The organism is Acinetobacter sp. 24-47-39, from assembly GCF_056783825.1.
In genome coordinates, this window is sequence record NZ_JBWYIP010000013.1 from 17,987 (window position 1) to 35,506 (window position 17,520).

The window sequence follows — 17,520 nt, forward strand, 5'->3', positions numbered from 1 at the left end:
CACGTCCTTGTTTTATATTGAGTGTAAAGTAAAAACTGAATCAGTTCTGAGCGTTATGGTGTAGTCATGTTAAAATAAGTTTTTTAAGTTTTGAGCTGTACGTTTGGCTACTTTGAATCCACAAGATATTCCATTGTCACTTTATATTCATATGCCGTGGTGTGTGCGTAAATGTCCATATTGCGACTTTAATTCGCATGCAGTACCCAATGGGGCATTGTCCATGACGTTGGAGAAAGAATATTTACAAGCATTGGTTGAGGATTTCAAAACACAGATAAATTTTGCTCAGGGTCGTCAAATTCATAGCGTGTTCATAGGTGGAGGTACTCCTTCTCTCATTTCTGCTCAAGGGTATCAATGGCTATTTGCTCAGCTAAGCGCTTTGATTCCGTTTGAGGATGATTGTGAAATTACCTTAGAAGCCAACCCGGGAACGGTAGAACATGATCCATTTGCAGATTATTTAAAGGCGGGGATCAATCGGTTGTCTTTAGGTGTCCAAAGCTTTAACTCGAATCATCTTCAAAAACTGGGGCGTATTCATTCCAACCAAGATGCAATTTCAGCAATTGGTTTGGCGAAAGATGCAGGCTTTAAGCGAATTAATGTCGATTTAATGCACGGCTTACCTGAACAAACGCTTGAACAAGCATTACTTGACTTAAAACTTGCCGTGGAGCACGGTGCTACACATATCTCGTGGTATCAGTTAACCATTGAGCCCAATACCGTATTTTTTCGAACTCAACCTATATTGCCTGTCGATGATGTATTAGAAGAAATTCAGGTACAGGGTGAGGCCTATTTAATCGAAAATGATTTTACTAACTACGAAGTGTCGGCTTGGCGTAAAGAAAAACCCTCAGCACATAATTTAAATTATTGGCAATTTGGCGATTACTTAGCGATTGGTGCTGGTGCGCATGCTAAAGTGACGCTAAGTGATGGTGTATATCGTTACCAAAAAACACGATTACCGAAAGATTATCTAGCGAAAGTCCCTGCAGAGCATTTGCAGTTTAAGAAAATTGAAGCTGATGAAATGCCATTCGAATTTATGATGAATGCACTGCGACTTAATCAAGGTGTACCAACCTCATATTATGAAGCTCGTACAGGTTTATCTTTGAAATCAATCCAAGTTCAAATTCAGTCATTGATTGACAGAAAATTAATAGTAGATGATCCAAACCGTTTGTCATGCACTGCTCAAGGACATTTATATTTGAACTCATTGCTTGAGGAGTTTCTGTAAGTTCTATAGTTAAACTCCAATGTAATTTTTAACAGCGAAACTGTTAAATCCACACTTATTTCGCTCCTTTACTGTGAAAATAATGATGAGTTTTTTAATGGTTCTCATCAAGATAGGTAATAAAAATGAAATTAGTTCTAGTGGCTTCAATCTTGGGATTGGCACTCGTTGGTTGTGCTGATAAAAACAAAAATAGTGAGCAAATGTCAGAACAAGAGAGACCAGCGTATTTAAATGCTGAAGCTTCAGCGCCTGTTGATCAAGTTGCTCGTGCTGAAGGTGAACAGGTGATCCATTTTACTGGACCAATGGATTTAACATTAGAGCTAAAAACAAACGACAATTTTCAAACGGCAGAACTCAGGGATAACTCGGATGCGGTTTATCACTTGAAGAGCACGGTTGCTGCAAGTGGTGTGAAACTTGCAAATGAAGATGGAGTTTCAATTCATTTTAAAAATTTCAATGGTTTGAATGAGGGAACAGTTGAACTCGTGAAAGATAAGCCAATAGAGATTAAAGAGTACCGTGAGCATTAAAATATATGCATTAATTTACAACACCTGATTGGATATTCAATCAGGTGCTTTTTTATTCCTTAATTTGAGCTTTGATCTTCAACATACTTTTTTAAATGATTGGCCATTTCCCACTGAGAACCAATAAAACGATATAGGGCTTCAACTTCTTGTTTTGTCGCGCCTTGAATAAATTTATCGTCTAAAGTTACTTCAATAGTTCGTTCAAATTCTGTGTTAGTAGCGTTGATACGCTCAAATTCATAGGTAATTTTTGAATGGATTGGGACTTGAGCAAATTGCTCTATGGTTGCGATAACAAACTTCTTATCTTTCTCAAACTCAATCACATGCCATTCATTACTCCAATCTTTTATGCCTGGAATCGGGCTGCTAATAAACTCTTTAAAAGTCGTACCTTTTTGAACGCGAATATTCTTAGGCTCGATGGCTTGAGTTGCACCCAAATTAATTTTTGGCCAGAGATTTAAATTGGTTAAAATATTGAAGACTTCACTCACAGGGCGATGAATAATGACCTCAGCAGATCCACTCGTCGAGTAATTCAAATTCTTTGTCGAATACGTCGTGGTTTTTTGGTGATGTTTAATATCTGATTCAGCGAAGCTATTTGTAGCGAAAAAGACTGCAATGAGTAAAGAGAGGGAGATCAAGGTCTTATGCATATTATTTTCCTTTTTGTATTTTGATAAAAGCTCTTTTGGAATATTTATATCGCTTGATCAAAATACCACTGTTGTATTCTTGCTCTAAATGTAATTTCGTATTCTTAAAGTAAGATAGTTTATTCGATCAATAAAAAAAGACCGCCTTGGCGGTCTTTTTTCTATGAAATCTTAGTAATCAAAACTGAAGTGTTCAGCTTCTAAAGACATTAAAGTTTTCGAAGGGTTAACCATAGATTCAGCATGACCTTGAGCACGAGGAAGTAAACGCTCAAAGTAGAAATCTGCAACTTTGATTTTCGCTTTGTAGAATTCTGGAGTTTCTTTACCATCACCTGATGCCAACTTCGCTGATGCCACTGCCGCTTGTTGAGCCCAGTAATATGCCATCATTGCATAACCAGAGAACATTAAGTAATCCACAGAAGCACTTGAAACGATGTCGCGATCTTTGCGTGCAGCAAGCATAATACGTACAGTTAATGCGTTCCATTGTGCACAAATCTTAGTTAAGTCCCAAGCAAAACGGCGCATGTATTTATTGCGTGCGTGCTGGCCACAGAATTTTAAGATTTCAGCTGTATAGTCACGAACGACTTTACCTTTAGAAGATAACAGTACTTTACGACCGATTAAGTCTAGTGCTTGAACACCAGTTGTACCTTCGTAAAGCGTTGAAATACGCGCATCACGAACGATCTGCTCCATACCATGTTCTTTGATATAACCATGGCCACCAAAGACTTGCATACCGTGGTTTGCTGCTTCTAAACCTAACTCTGTTAAGAAGCCTTTCAAAATTGGGGTATAGAAACCTAATTTATCATCGTAATCATCAAACTTCGCTTGATCACCTTGAGCTAAAGCATCAGTCATTTTGTCAGCAAGCTGTGCAGCATGATAGATCATTGCACGGCCACCTTCAGCAATCGCTTTTTGAGTCAAAAGCATACGGCGAACATCAGCATGATGAATAATTGAGTCAGCTACTTTTTCAGGCTCTTTTTTACCTGAGAGTGCGCGCATTGACATACGTTCTTTTGCATAAGGTAATGCACCTTGGAATGCAAGTTCTGCATGTGCTAAACCTTGAACAGCAGTTCCGATACGCGCCGTATTCATGAAGGTAAACATTGCGTGTAAGCCTTTGTTGACTTCACCAATCAGATAACCCGTTGCAGCATCAAAGTTCAGTACGGCAGTAGCAGATGCTCTGATCCCCATTTTGTGTTCAATAGAACCGCAAGTCACAGGATTGCGTTCGCCTACACCACCATCAGCAGTTGGGATGAATTTTGGAACAATGAATAAAGAAATACCACGCGTACCAGCTGGAGAGTCTGGAAGACGTGCCAACACAATATGAATGATATTTTCAGTTAAATCGTGTTCACCCGCAGAAATAAAGATTTTAGTACCTGTGATAGCATAAGTACCGTCACCTTTAGGTTCAGCTTTAGTTTTAACTTGACCCAAGTCTGTACCACATTGTGGTTCAGTTAAACACATTGTGCCTGACCATGTACCAGCAGTAAGGTGAGGCATGTAGGTGTTTTTCTGTTCTTCAGTACCAAATTGCATGATGGTATTCATACAACCCATACTTAAGCCCGGATACATCGTGAAAGACCAGTTTGCTGTACCCATCATTTCTGATTTGATCAGGTTCAGCGACATAGGCAGTGCTTGACCACCAAACTCTTCAGGATAAGAAAGACCTTGCCAGCCACCTTGTACAAACTGCTTGTAAGCTTCTTTGAAACCTTTAGGCGTTTTGACTTCGCCATCTTTAAAATGACAGCCTTCTTCATCTCCAGACTGATTAAGTGGAGATAATACATTTTCACAGAAATCTGCAGCACCTTCGATAATCATATCGACAGTATCAGAGTCAGCAGCTTCGCCGTTGCTTAGAGTTTTATAGTGCGCAGGATAATCAAAAACTTCGTTCATTAAGAAACGAATATCACGTACGGGCGCTTTATATGCAGGCATTGAACTTTTCCTAATTTGAATAGAGAAAATACTTGTTAGATGATCCGATTATTGACCTACAACACTAAAAAAACATTGATGTAAGTCACGGAAATAAATGTCAGAATTGCGAATTAGTGTTTAGGCTCATGAATGAATATAAACTGAATTCATTTGTTGTAGTAGGAGTTTATTAGAAAAAATAATATTATTAATACATAAGCTTAGGTTGGTTTTGTTGTGTGGATGATCATATGTTTAATTTGAATTTATTCAATTTGAATATGCACTAAAAATATGTCACTAAAATCAATTCGAAGAGATTTAATCGATATTATAGAGAGAAAAAAGTGCAATTTAAAAAATTGCACTATTCACAAGGCACTAAACGTGTGCAAAAACTAAATAAAATCTTTTAATTCTGGACGCACACCATTCCAAATCGCGAAAGATTCAATCGCTTGTCCAACGAGCATTCCAAATCCTTCTGCAGTCGGAATTCCACGCTGTTTCGCTTGATCAAGGAAAGTGGAAGGTTTGCCATAGGCCATTTCATAGGCATATTTGAATTTTAACTGTTGAGGTAGATTGATTGCATCGCCAGATAAGCTTGCCGAGGTAGCATTAATAACAATATCAAATTCACCTGCTATGTGATCAAGACCACAAGCGTTTAGCTCTAGATCTGGGACAGCAGGTTGTAAGTCCTGAATCAATTGCTCTGCGCGAGCAACCGTTCGATTAGCAATCATGATTTTATTTACACCAGCTTTATGCAGTGGATAAATCACGCCACGTGTTGCACCACCTGCGCCTAAAATAAGCACGCTTGCTTGCTCAAGAGGCCAATTTAAATGTTGAATGGCTGCAACAAGTCCTTGGCCATCGGTATTGTCGCCATGCAATACACCATCTTTCATCCATAGTGTATTTACTGCTTTTGCAATTTTGGCACGTTCAGTGAGTACATCACATTGTGCAAAAGCTTGTTCTTTAAACGGCACCGTGACATTCAGACCAATACCACCAGCCTTAAAAAAATCATTGATACTCTGTGTAAAACCATCGAGAGGAGCAAGGCGTTTGCTATATTCAAGGATCACCCCAGTCTTTTGTGCGAACGCATGATGAAGCTCTGGAGATCGAGATTGTTCAATGGGATTTCCAATTACGGCAAATTGTTTGCGCATTGCTCTAATTCCTGATGAAGAAGTGGCAAACAATATACGTCAAATACAGAAAGTTCCCAATATGAACATATTTAATGAAGTGTATTAATGACTTGGGTTACAAATTTCAAATAGGGTATGAAGTAAAATATGCGCAATGTTGAGCAGTAGACCAACAGCTGCAAACACCATCAAGCTAAAACCAAAGCTATCATTGAGTAGTGTTTCTGAAAATATAGTGGTACTGATTGCACTCAAAAGAGCAATAACCAGTGTCCAAAATACGACAACACGTGCGCGAATAGAGTTGTGTTGCATATCGATTCCTTATGCAGAAGTAAAAACTTCCATGAGTAATACAAGTAAAAATTGATTGTACAGTACTTTGCTTAAATTAAACTTAAGAGCTGTGTCAGAAGTGTGACAAAATTTAATCAATTTTATCTATTGTGCCTTTTTTTCTAAGAGAATGTAATGGAATTATTCAATTTCGTTAGACAATGGAGTGAATATATTGCTCAACAAAAAGCCCTGTTTTAACAGGGCGAGTGATTTACATTAATGCAGTTCAGCGAGCCAATCTCTCGGTTTTAAATAGTAGTCGGTTAATTTCTTTTCAGCAGAGCCTTCATCCCATTCAGGTCTGTATTTCCAACCCGTTAATGGCGGAAGACTTACTAAAATAGACTCAATTCGACCGCCAGTTTGTAATCCAAATAAAGTCCCTCGATCGTAAACTAAGTTATATTCCACATAGCGTCCACGACGATACAATTGGAAATCGCGTTGAGCTTCACTATAGGGTTTGTCTTGATTTCGTTGGAAGATTGGTAGAATCGCCTCGAGATATCCATTGCCTACAGCTTGCATGTATTTAAAACAAGTTTCGAAATCCCACTGATTTAAGTCATCAAAAAATAATCCACCGACACCACGTTGTTCATCACGATGCTTCAAATAAAAATAATCATCACACCATTTTTTATGATCTTGGTAGACATGATCGCCAAAAGGTGCACAAAGATCGTGCGCAGTTTGATGCCATGATTTAACATCTTCATCATTCGGATAAAATGGCGTTAAATCAAAACCGCCGCCAAACCACCAAATAGGATCTTGTCCTTCTTTTTCTGCGACAAATAGTCTTACGTTGGCATGTGAGGTCGGCACATTTGGATTTCTAGGATGGATCACCAAAGAAACCCCCATGGCTTGTGCTCGTGCGCCAGCTATATGTGGATGTCGTTCGGTAGCAGATGCTGGTAACTTTGAAATATTGATGTGCGAGAACATCACACCACCTTTTTCGATCACTGTACCATCTTGCAATACGCGTGATCTGCCACCACCACCTTCGGGACGTTCCCAATCATCAATCTCAAATTGGGCATTACCGCCACCTTGTTGTTCTTGTTGTTCAAGCGCAGCACAAATTCGAGTTTGTAAGTCGAGTAAAAATTCACGAACACGTTGAATATCTGCAGAAGTCGGGTGTGACATACCAAGCCTCTTGGGCAATGAAAAACTAGCTACATCAAAACATAAATTGTATGAAAGATTAAGGTGATTTTATCGATATAGCAGATCGAGATTTAAGTTTAGTCAGGGTAAACGTACTTTGTGATTTTAATTTGCTTATGAATCCTGACCAAGATACTAGGTTGAATTAAAAGAATAAGCTCCTCAAAATAGGACGACTGAAAGCAGTTAAGCTTTTAATATGTGGTGATTTTAAAGGTGGGGATATGTTCGAAAACGTTGTTTCACTGGTGCAAAAATATAATGTTCCAGGTCCTCGATATACGAGCTATCCCACAGTTCCGTATTGGGAGCAGTCGACTTTTGATCGAGTACTATGGCAGCAAAAACTAAAAATACGTTTTGATAAATCGAATAGCCAACATGGTATTAGCCTTTACATTCACTTACCTTTTTGCGAGTCCTTATGTACTTTTTGTGGATGTCATAAAAAAATCACTAAAAAACATGAAATGGAACAGCCCTATATTTTGGCTTTGTTAAAAGAATGGAAATTGTATTGTGAGTTATTTGTAGAGCTTCCTTTGATTAAAGAGATACATCTAGGGGGGGGGACACCTACATTTTTTTCTCCTCAGCATCTTAAACAGTTGATTGATGGGCTTTTAGCGTTATCACAAGTAGCTGAAGATCATCAATTTAGTTTTGAAGGACATCCTAATAATACTTCTTACGATCATTTAAAGACGCTGTTTGAATTGGGTTTTAGACGCGTTAGCTTTGGCGTGCAGGATTATAATGAAACCGTGCAGAAAGCGATCCACCGAATTCAACCTTTTGAACACGTAAAGCAGGTTACAGAATGGGCGCGTGAAATTGGTTATACCTCTATTTCGCATGATTTGGTCTACGGGCTGCCCTTTCAATATTTAGATGATGTTTTAAACACAATTGATCAAACCATTCAAATTAAGCCAGATCGTTTAGCCTTTTACAGTTATGCGCATGTACCATGGATCAAAGGCAATGGGCAACGTGGTTTTAAAGACCATGATGTTCCGCGCGATGAAGAGAAAAGACAGTGTTATGAGCAAGGAAAACAAAAATTATTGTCTGCTGGATATCATGAAATAGGAATGGATCATTTTGCGCTTGAGCATGATGATATGTATCAGGTATTTCAAGCACAACAGTTACATCGTAATTTTATGGGATATACCGTTTCAAAAACAGAAGTGATGATTGGCTTAGGGATGTCAGCTATTGGCGATTGTTGGCAAGGTTTTGCCCAAAATGAAAAGACGCTTGAAAATTATTATGCTCGATTAGAACAAAATGAAATTCCAGTTTTTAAAGGCCATCTTTTAACAGAAGAAGATTTGAAAATCAGAAAACACATTTTAAATCTCATGTGCCACTTTGAGACGAATTGGCAAGGTGACATGGATTTTGCACAGCGACCACAAGTTTTAGAAGATTTAGCTGAAATGCAAAATGACCAACTTGTGAAGATGAGTGAATATGGATTGAAGGTAACGGAAGCTGGAAAACCATTTGTACGAAATATCTGTATGGCTTTCGATTTAAGGTTAAAAAGAAACAAACCTGAAAATCGGATATTTTCTATGACGATATAGTCATCTTCACAAATTAGATTTTAGATTGAGTCTAAGTGAAAAAAATACCCCTAAGCATCGGGGTATTTTTTACAACGATTAAATTATGCTTTAGTTAAAAATCATCCTTTTGATACATATGTGACATGCGCTCATGTTTGGTTTTTAAGTATTCTTCATTGAATTTATTCAAACCGACCGTTAACGGGACACGATCAACCACATCAATTCCTAAATCAGTTAAAGCTTTAATTTTGAGAGGATTATTCGTAACCAGTTTGACTTTTTTCACTTGTAAGTGATCCAACATGATACTGCACATATCGTATTTACGCGCATCAGCGGGTAAGTTGAGCATCAGGTTGGCATCCACTGTGTCATGTCCTTGATCTTGCAAGGCATAAGCACGAATTTTATTGGTTAAACCAATACCACGACCTTCTTGACGTAAATATAAAATTACGCCTTGTCCTGCTTCGTTAATCAGTTTTTGAGTTGCTTGAAGTTGTGGGCCACAATCACATTTTAATGAAGCAAAAGCATCACCTGTTAAACATTCGGAATGGATTCGTACCAAGACAGGAGAGGTGGGTGCTGTATCTAATCCTTTTGACAATGCTACGTGTTCTTCACCTGTTTTAGGATCTTGAAAAACAGTGATTTTAAAATCACCAAAGGCAGTGGGTAATTTAGATGTGGCAACAAACTCTATAGGCACAGCGACTTCCATTACATGTTCATAATTTGGCTAAAGTATAGCTGAATGATCAGACCATAGTTGAGTATCATTGTGCAAATTTACACAGAAGATTTCCTTTTTTTTGCAAAGCACAAGATAATAGTTGATAAGTAGCATCGATATTCAGGATAATCTAGCTACCTAACAACGCCCGTTTAGCGAAAGCTCAACACTGGACCAATATAAATGTGGTTGATTTAAGGTGTTTTTTTTCGATTTCTCGATCAATAAGAAGAATCGAGCTAACCCATTTACCTAGCTTAGGATTTGCCAGGCTTTAGAAGGCATTGCCACATATGTTGTATACCGAAATACCTAGTCAACGTCCTGTTACGCCTTTGTTGGATGCGATTGATCATCCAATGCAATTGCGTCAACTAGCCAAAGAACAATTGAGTCAAGTGTCGGACGAGCTACGTCAATTTATTTTGTATGCTGCTGGACAAAGTGGTGGGCATTTCGGTGCCAATCTGGGTGTAATCGAATTAACTGTTGCTTTGCATTATTGTTTCAATACACCACATGATCGTCTTATTTGGGATGTGGGTCATCAAGCATATCCACATAAAGCTTTGACTGGACGTCGTGAGCAACTAACAACAATTCGTGCAAAAAATGGCTTAGCGGCGTTCCCCGCTCGTGAAGAGTCTGAGTTTGATACTTTTGGTGTGGGCCACTCATCAACTGCTATTTCAGCGGGTTTGGGAATGGCTTTAGCTCGTCGTTATCAAAAAGATCCTTGTGAAGTGGTTGCAATTATCGGTGATGGTGCAATGACAGCAGGGATGGCATTCGAAGCCATGAATGATGCTGTTGCACATAATGCTGATCTCATGGTGGTACTGAACGATAATGATATGTCGATTTCATGTAGCACGGGTGGTTTTGCAAAACATTTGGCTGCTATTTGGGAAAAAGGGCAATCTGTACACATTGATGAGCAGGGTAATCCATTTATTCGGGATTATCCTGAGTGGGACTACACTTCACGCTTACATTGTGCTGCTACAGAGGCTGCAGATAACTTATTTAAAGCGATTGGATTTGACTATTTTGGTCCATTCGATGGTCATAATGTCGATGAACTTGTTAATGTATTTAGTGCCTTAAAAAAACGTAAGGGGCCGCGCTTAATTCATATCTATACCAAGAAAGGTAAGGGCTTCGCACCTGCTGAAGCAGATCAAATAAAATATCACGCAATTGCTAAATTAAATGCTGCAGCAGTTTCAACAAAAGCACCCAAATATTCTGATGTTTTTGGGCAGTGGTTGTGTGAGGAAGCCCAGTTAGATGATAAGTTGTTAGCCATTACACCTGCCATGTGTGAAGGTTCAGGTATGGTGCAATTCGCCAAACAATATCCTGATCGTTATTTTGATGTGGCAATTGCAGAACAACATGCAGTGACTTTAGCTGCAGGTATGGCATGTGAAGGTTTAAAACCAGTAGTGGCAATTTATTCAACCTTCTTACAGCGTGGTTATGATCAGCTTATTCATGATGTGGCATTACAAAACCTTGATGTCACATTTGGTATCGATCGTGCAGGTTTAGTGGGTGAAGATGGACCAACCCATGCTGGTGCATACGATTACGCATTTATGCGTACAGTTCCGAATATCGTGATTATGGCACCAAAAGATGAAAATGAATGCCGTCAAATGCTACATACCGCTTATTTGCACCCGGGTCCTGCTGCAGTACGTTATCCACGCGGAAATGGTTTAGGTGTTGAAATTCAAAAAGAACTGACAGCGCTTGAAATTGGTAAAGCTGAGTTAACTTTGGAGCTGAATGTAAAAGCCGAAGAAGTGATTACTATTTTAGCTTTTGGTAGCCGCGTGAGTGTTGCAGAACATGCTGCTCAGCTTTTAGTTGATCAATTGGATGTTGCAGTACGCGTTGTGAATATGCGTTTTGTTAAACCCCTAGATGGTCAAATCATTCGACAATATGCAGATCAAACCCAACTTTTTGTAACGGTTGAAGAGCATGCAGTCATGGGTGGTGCTGGAAGTGCTGTGAATGAATTTATAATGGCCGAACACATTCTCAAGCCAGTTTTGAACATAGGCTTACCTGATCAATTCTTAGCACAAGCCAGTCATGGTGAGATGCTTAAAGATTGTGGATTGGATGCAGAAGGTATCCAATCTTCAATTCAACAAGCTTGGTTAAAGCTTGTACAGGTGGTTTAAATACAAGTCATAAAATTTTAGAAACATTTTTTACCTAAAAGCGCCGATATTTGATAAAATGTCGGCGCTTTTATGCATTATTCTTTATCAGTATCTTCAAATTTGTAGTGGGTGTTCAATGGAACCTATGGTGGTGATGGCTGCGCGTGCGGCTCAAACAGTTGGTCAAGAGCTTTTAAAAGCGCATCAGAATCGTCATAAACTTGATCTGCAAGTTGAAGAAAAAGGTATCGAAGGTCCTGTGACTCGCGTTGATCGCTATGTTGAAGAGTTGACGATCGATATCTTGCGCAAAAGCTATAAAAATCACAGCTTCCTTGGTGAAGAGTTTGGTATGCAAGAAGGTAAAGGTCACGATGCTGATTGGTGTTGGGTGATCGATCCTTTAGATGGTACTTTAAACTTCATTAATGGTGTCCCACACTTCTGTATTTCTATTGCAGTTCAACACAAAGGCGTGACTCAACACGGTGTTGTGTATGACCCAATCAAAGATGAATTGTTCTCTGCGAGTCGCGGTCGCGGTGCAATGATGAACCAACGTCGTATTCGTGTGAATGTAAAAGATAGTTTAGATCGTACATTCTTGGCTGTTGGTCATGCATATCGTGCTAAACGTGATGGCGAAGTAGTTTCTTATGCAAAAAATCACTTCGATTCTTTGTTGGCAGTATCTGAACAAGGCGCTCAATTCCGCCGTTTAGGTTCAGCAGCACTCGACTTAGCTTATGTTGCTGCTGGTCGTTACGATGGTTATTTCGAACTTGGTTTGAAACCATGGGATATCGCAGCGGGTGAGCTAATTGTTAAAGAAGCTGGTGGTACAGTAGTTGATGCGCGCGGTGGTTCAAACTCAATGGAAAATGGTCAAGTCTTGGCTTGTTCTATGAAATTATTGAAACCATTGATGCAAGCAGTTGTCCCAGCTTGGGGGGCTGCTGCTAAATAAGCAGATCAAATTTATGAAAGCTCCCTAATAGGGAGCTTTTTTATCTCCAAAACATGATAAATTTGAATATTTATACTTGAATGCACCAAAAAGCAATTAAACTTAATGACATTATAAAAAAATCTGTTATACTCCGCGCACGCACTAAATTTCGTTCATTACCTGAACATTTCTCTTCTATATTGTGTATGCGCGTCCGGTCCAAAGAGAGGACATTATTTCGCGCCCCACCCAATCGCTAAAAGCGATTCCTTCAGGTTCAGGCTGTAATCATGTGTGCGTTATACGCATCGTCGTTCTCGGATCGCCGCTGATTCTATATTTTCAGCGATTATTGCTGTACCGCTTTTTGCCGATGTCCATCAGACTTTATTTAATGGAGCACCCAATTTTCGGGTGAAAAACTCTATGAGCAAAACTTTTGCTGATTTTCCACTACACGAATCACTTCAACAAGCATTACAAGCATTAGGCTTTACATCGCCTACTCCTGTTCAGGAACAATCAATTCCTGCTGCTTTAGATGGTAAAGATCTTTTAGTATCAAGCCAAACAGGTTCTGGTAAAACTGCTGCATTCTTATTACCTACACTTCACGCTTTAGCGGGTAGTGAAGATACGTTGCTTTCTTTCAAAGAGCGTATGCGTGCTGTAACTGCACCTACAATTTTAGTACTTTGCCCAACACGTGAATTGGCTCAACAGGTGAGCCAAGATGCGATTGCATTTGTACGTCACATGAAAGGTGTTCGTATTGCTGCGATTATGGGTGGTATGCCTTTTGGTAAACAAATCCAACAATTAAAAGGTGCACAAGTTGTTGTAGCGACTCCAGGTCGTTTACTTGATCTTGTAAACCGTCGTCAAATCAAATTGGACAAAGTTAAATCATTAATCGTAGATGAAGCAGACCGTATGCTTGATCTTGGTTTCTCTGAAGATTTAGAGGCGATCAGTGATTTAGCGGGTAACCGTGATCAAACATTAATGTTCTCTGCGACTTTCGCACCACGTATTATTACGTTGGCAGAACGTATGATGAATGAGCCTGAACGTATTGCGATTGAAACTGGTCACACGACGAATACTGACATCACTCAGACTTTACATTGGACTGATGGTTTTGAGCACAAGAAAAAGCTTTTAACACATTGGTTAAATGAAGAAGATCTTGATCAAGCCGTTGTATTTGCTTCTACGCAAGAAGATACAGATATGCTTGCAGAAGAACTGTCTGAAGCTGGTCTTTCAGTTGTAGCACTTCATGGTGCAATGCCACAGACTGTACGTAACCGTCGTTTGCGCAGCATCCGTGAAGGTCGCGCAAAAATTTTAGTTGCAACTGATGTTGCAGCACGTGGTCTAGATGTACCAACAATTTCACACGTGATTAACTTTGGTCTTCCAATGAAGAACGAAGATTATGTACACCGTATTGGTCGTACAGGTCGTGCAGGTCGTACTGGTAAAGCAATCACATTAGCGACTTACCGTGAACGTGGCAAAATTCGTGCTTTAGAAGACTACTTAGATGCACGTCTAGAAGTTTCTGAAATTGAAGGTCTTGAGCCATCTCCACCTCCAGCACGCGGTAGTCGTGATGGCGCTGGTCGCGGTCGTGGCCGTGGTGGTGAAGGCCGTGGCCGTGGTGGTTTCGGCGGTGGTCGTCGTTTTGAAGGTGAATCAAACTTCAAACGTCGCGAAGGTAACCGTGATGGTGAACGCCGTTCGTTTGGTGAAGATCGTCCACGTCGTGAATTCAATGGTGAGGATCGTCCACGTCGCGAGTTCAACAACGACCGTCCACGTCGTGAGTTTAATGGCGAAGATCGTCCGCGTCGCGAGTTCAACAATGATCGTCCACGTCGTGAATTCAATGGTGAAGATCGTCCACGTCGCGAGTTTAACAATGACCGTCCACGTCGTGAGTTTAATGGCGAAGATCGTCCACGTCGCGATTTCGGTGACCGTCCGCAACGTTCATTTGATGATCGTCCAAAGCGTGATTTCGGTGATCGCCCTCGTTCTAACGATGACAATCGTGGTAACCGTGTAGATTATAAACCTCGTGAAAACAGTTTTGGTGACCGTCCAAAACGTGATTTCGGTGACCGTCCAGCACGTCGTGAAGGTGGTTTTGATCGTCCAAAACGTACATTTGGTGATGACCGTCCAAAGCGTGAATTCAATAGCGATCGCCCACGTCGTAAATTTAACGACTAATCGGTATAGCTAAATAAACCAGCCTTCGGGCTGGTTTTTTATTGCTCATATAAAAAAATCTGTTAGAATAAAAGTGAGTAAGTTCACATTATTTATGGTAAATGTAAAATATGAATAATAAGATTGTAATGCTTGAGACGAAGCAAATGAATGTGGGTGCAATCATGATGTACATGTTCTTTTTATTGGTATTACTTAATCTTGCCTATTATTTTTTTAGTATCACATTATAAATTTTTAAAAAAGAATAATTTCAAATCATTGTTTCATAAATAAAACACATCTTTCTATAAGCAAAATTAATAAAAATGATCAATAATGCTACAATGTCCGCTTAACCTTGTATTTTATAAATAACATTTAAATTCAGTTATTTCAGAGTATAGTATGCAAGCTGAAAAATTGTAGGAACACGCTCAGCTATGAATAATCAAATACAAATCGATGAGCAAGCATTGATCGAAGTAAAAAATTTAAGCTTTAATCGTGGTGATCGTGTTATTTACGACCAAGTCAATTTAAAGATTCGTAAGGGGCAAATTACTGCCATTATGGGTCCTTCAGGGACGGGGAAAACCACGCTTCTTAGACTCATTGGGGGGCAACTTGTACCTGATGCAGGCGAGGTCTTGTTGGATGGCAAAAATATTAGCCAAATGAGTCGTCAGGAATTGTTTAAAGCACGTGCTCGTATGGGGATGCTCTTTCAGAGTGGTGCGCTTTTCACTGATATGACTGTCTATGAAAATGTAGCTTTCCCTATCCGCGCCCATACTCAATTGCCTGAACATCTGATTGCAGAACTGGTCGCTTTAAAACTCGAATCTGTGGGATTACGTGGCGCTGAGCAAATGATGCCTTCTGAGCTTTCAGGGGGGATGAATCGCCGTGTGGCGTTAGCTCGTGCAATTGCACTAGATCCAGATTTGATTATGTACGATGAACCATTTGCTGGTCAGGATCCCATCGTAATGGGGGTTTTAACCCGATTGATTCGTTCTTTACGAGAAGCGTTAGACCTAACGACCATTATTGTGTCTCACGATGTTGCTGAAACATTATCTATTGCAGATTACATTTATGTGGTTGCGGAAGGTAAAGTACAAGGCGAGGGTACACCTGATCAGTTAAAGAGTCATAGTTCGCCTTTCGTTCGTCAATTCTTAACAGGTTCGGTCGAAGGTCCTGTGGATTATCAATTTAGTCATCAAGCATATTTAAGTGATGAGGTGCGTACATGAATGCGATAGCCTCACTAGGTAGACGCGTTATAGAACGTGTTCAAGGTATTGGCGTTGCAGCCATTATGCTAGTTCAAATTTTATTTTCGATGCCGACTTGGATTGGAGTCAAACTCTTTATCTATCAAATGTACCGTGTTGGCGTATTATCATTGCTTATCATTGTGGTTTCAGGACTGTTTATAGGTGCAGTCTTGGGTTTGCAGATGTATAGCATTTTGGTCACTTTCGGCAGTGAAGCGATGCTTGGTGCAGCAGTTTCGTTGACCTTGTTGCGTGAACTTGCGCCAGTGGTTGCTGCACTTCTTTTTGCGGGGCGTGCAGGATCTGCTTTAACCGCCGAAATTGGTTTGATGAAAGCGACTGAGCAATTGTCTAGTATGGAAATGATCGGTGTTGATCCACTTAAACGCATTATTTCACCACGTTTATGGGCGGGTATATTTAGTTTGCCTATGCTTGCCGTAATTTTTGCTGCTGTGGGGATCATGGGCGGAAAAATGGTCGGTGTGGATTTTTTAGGTGCTGATGAAGGTTCGTATTGGAGTGGTATGGAAAGTGCCGTTCAATTTTATAAAGATGTATTTAATGGCACGATCATCAAAAGCTTTGTATTTGCTTTAATCTGTACGTGGATTGCCGTATATCAGGGATATTCATGCGAGCCTACATCAGAAGGCATTGCGACAGCAACAACAAGAACGGTAGTGTATTCATCACTATGTGTTTTAGGATTTGATTTTGTTTTGACTGCGGTCATGTTTGGAGGTGTGTAATGAAATCACGTACGAGTGAGCTCGCAGTTGGAATATTCGTGATTCTATTTGGTTGTGCATTATTTTTCTTGGCAATGAAAGTAAGTGGCTTAGCTGGGACAAATTTAAAAGATAGTTATAGCATGACGGCAACTTTTGATAATGTTAATGGTATTAAACCACGTGCTAAAGTTGCACTAAGCGGCGTAAAAGTAGGTGAAGTTGAGTCAATCACATTAGATCCGTTAACACGTCTTGCTACAGTGAAAATTAATTTAGATGGTGAGCTGACATCTTTCAATGATGAACAACTTAAAACTGTGCAAGAAGGTGCTTTAGAAGAGTTGCGCTATAGCAGTGACTATGAAGCTGCTACGCCATCGCAACAAAAAGAAATGGAAAAGCAACTGATCGCTAACATGAACTCCATCACCAATATTGATGAAGATGCTTACATTATGGTAGCGACAAATGGCTTACTGGGCGAGAAGTATCTCAAAATTGTTCCAGGTGGTGGTCTAAATTATTTAAAACGTGGTGATCAAATTGGCAACACACAAAGCACAATGGAAATTGAAGACTTAGTGTCTAAATTTGTGACAGGTGGTGCTGGTGACTCAGCTGCGAAAAAAGATTCAAATGGTTCATCAGATGCAGAGACTGTGGAATTCACAGATGAAACTGCTTCTTTTGTTAAATGATTAAATAGAGG

General features: G+C 39.8%; 15 protein-coding genes. 9 read left to right on the forward strand and 6 right to left on the reverse strand.

Going from position 1 to position 17,520, the window contains the following annotated elements; genetic code table 11:
- Positions 1-103: 103 nt before the first annotated feature.
- Positions 104-1,258 (forward strand): radical SAM family heme chaperone HemW, encoded by a 1,155-nt coding sequence (hemW, locus tag AC1M9C_RS11895; RefSeq protein WP_481953773.1) that lies wholly within the window; start codon positions 104-106, stop codon positions 1,256-1,258.
- Between the two features lie 125 nt (positions 1,259-1,383).
- On the forward strand, positions 1,384-1,797 hold the full coding sequence (locus AC1M9C_RS11900; RefSeq protein ID WP_481953774.1) for a hypothetical protein: 414 nt from the start codon (positions 1,384-1,386) through the stop codon (positions 1,795-1,797).
- 59 nt (positions 1,798-1,856) lie between these two features.
- Here AC1M9C_RS11900 and AC1M9C_RS11905 read toward each other — a convergent pair whose 3' ends face one another.
- The 5 genes from AC1M9C_RS11905 to hemF form a co-directional block, all read right to left on the reverse strand.
- On the reverse strand, positions 1,857-2,462 hold the full coding sequence (locus AC1M9C_RS11905) for an SRPBCC family protein (RefSeq protein ID WP_481953775.1): 606 nt from the start codon (positions 2,460-2,462) through the stop codon (positions 1,857-1,859).
- A gap of 171 nt (positions 2,463-2,633) precedes the next feature.
- Positions 2,634-4,457, reverse strand: coding sequence for an acyl-CoA dehydrogenase C-terminal domain-containing protein (locus tag AC1M9C_RS11910; protein ID WP_481953776.1), 1,824 nt, complete (start codon positions 4,455-4,457; stop codon positions 2,634-2,636).
- A 380-nt stretch (positions 4,458-4,837) separates the two neighbouring features.
- Positions 4,838-5,626 carry a shikimate dehydrogenase gene (aroE, locus tag AC1M9C_RS11915; protein ID WP_481953777.1) on the reverse strand — a complete coding sequence of 263 codons (789 nt, stop codon included), beginning with the start codon at positions 5,624-5,626 and terminating at the stop codon, positions 4,838-4,840.
- A gap of 84 nt (positions 5,627-5,710) precedes the next feature.
- On the reverse strand, positions 5,711-5,923 hold the full coding sequence (locus tag AC1M9C_RS11920) for a hypothetical protein (RefSeq protein ID WP_035265018.1): 213 nt from the start codon (positions 5,921-5,923) through the stop codon (positions 5,711-5,713).
- Between the two features lie 240 nt (positions 5,924-6,163).
- Positions 6,164-7,105, reverse strand: coding sequence for an oxygen-dependent coproporphyrinogen oxidase (gene hemF / locus AC1M9C_RS11925; RefSeq protein ID WP_481953778.1), 942 nt, complete (start codon positions 7,103-7,105; stop codon positions 6,164-6,166).
- A 245-nt stretch (positions 7,106-7,350) separates the two neighbouring features.
- On the opposite strand from hemF, the gene hemN reads away from it, so the two are divergent.
- The gene (gene hemN, locus AC1M9C_RS11930; RefSeq protein WP_481953779.1) at positions 7,351-8,721 is read left to right on the forward strand and encodes an oxygen-independent coproporphyrinogen III oxidase; all 1,371 of its coding nucleotides are present in this window, start codon (positions 7,351-7,353) and stop codon (positions 8,719-8,721) included.
- A gap of 94 nt (positions 8,722-8,815) precedes the next feature.
- On the opposite strand, the gene ribA is transcribed toward hemN, so the two are convergent.
- Positions 8,816-9,418, reverse strand: coding sequence for a GTP cyclohydrolase II (gene ribA, locus AC1M9C_RS11935; RefSeq protein ID WP_180028265.1), 603 nt, complete (start codon positions 9,416-9,418; stop codon positions 8,816-8,818).
- Positions 9,419-9,735: 317 nt separating this feature from the next.
- Between ribA and dxs the strand changes: the two genes are divergently transcribed.
- From dxs to mlaD, 6 genes are all read left to right on the forward strand, one after another.
- On the forward strand, positions 9,736-11,640 hold the full coding sequence (gene dxs, locus AC1M9C_RS11940) for a 1-deoxy-D-xylulose-5-phosphate synthase (RefSeq protein ID WP_481953780.1): 1,905 nt from the start codon (positions 9,736-9,738) through the stop codon (positions 11,638-11,640).
- Between the two features lie 118 nt (positions 11,641-11,758).
- Complete coding sequence (locus AC1M9C_RS11945; protein ID WP_035265030.1) at positions 11,759-12,589, forward strand: inositol monophosphatase family protein; 831 nt, start codon at positions 11,759-11,761, stop codon at positions 12,587-12,589.
- A gap of 408 nt (positions 12,590-12,997) precedes the next feature.
- Positions 12,998-14,812, forward strand: a complete 1,815-nt coding sequence (locus AC1M9C_RS11950) for a DEAD/DEAH box helicase (RefSeq protein WP_180028266.1) — start codon at positions 12,998-13,000, stop codon at positions 14,810-14,812.
- Positions 14,813-15,234: 422 nt separating this feature from the next.
- Entirely contained in the window at positions 15,235-16,053 is an 819-nt protein-coding gene (locus AC1M9C_RS11955) for an ABC transporter ATP-binding protein (protein ID WP_481586775.1), read from the forward strand.
- Positions 16,050-16,829, forward strand: a complete 780-nt coding sequence (gene mlaE, locus AC1M9C_RS11960) for a lipid asymmetry maintenance ABC transporter permease subunit MlaE (protein WP_035265034.1) — start codon at positions 16,050-16,052, stop codon at positions 16,827-16,829. The genes AC1M9C_RS11955 and mlaE overlap by 4 nt, the downstream gene beginning before the upstream one ends.
- Positions 16,829-17,509 carry an outer membrane lipid asymmetry maintenance protein MlaD gene (gene mlaD, locus AC1M9C_RS11965; RefSeq protein ID WP_481586776.1) on the forward strand — a complete coding sequence of 227 codons (681 nt, stop codon included), beginning with the start codon at positions 16,829-16,831 and terminating at the stop codon, positions 17,507-17,509. The genes mlaE and mlaD overlap by 1 nt, the downstream gene beginning before the upstream one ends.
- Positions 17,510-17,520: the final 11 nt, after the last annotated feature.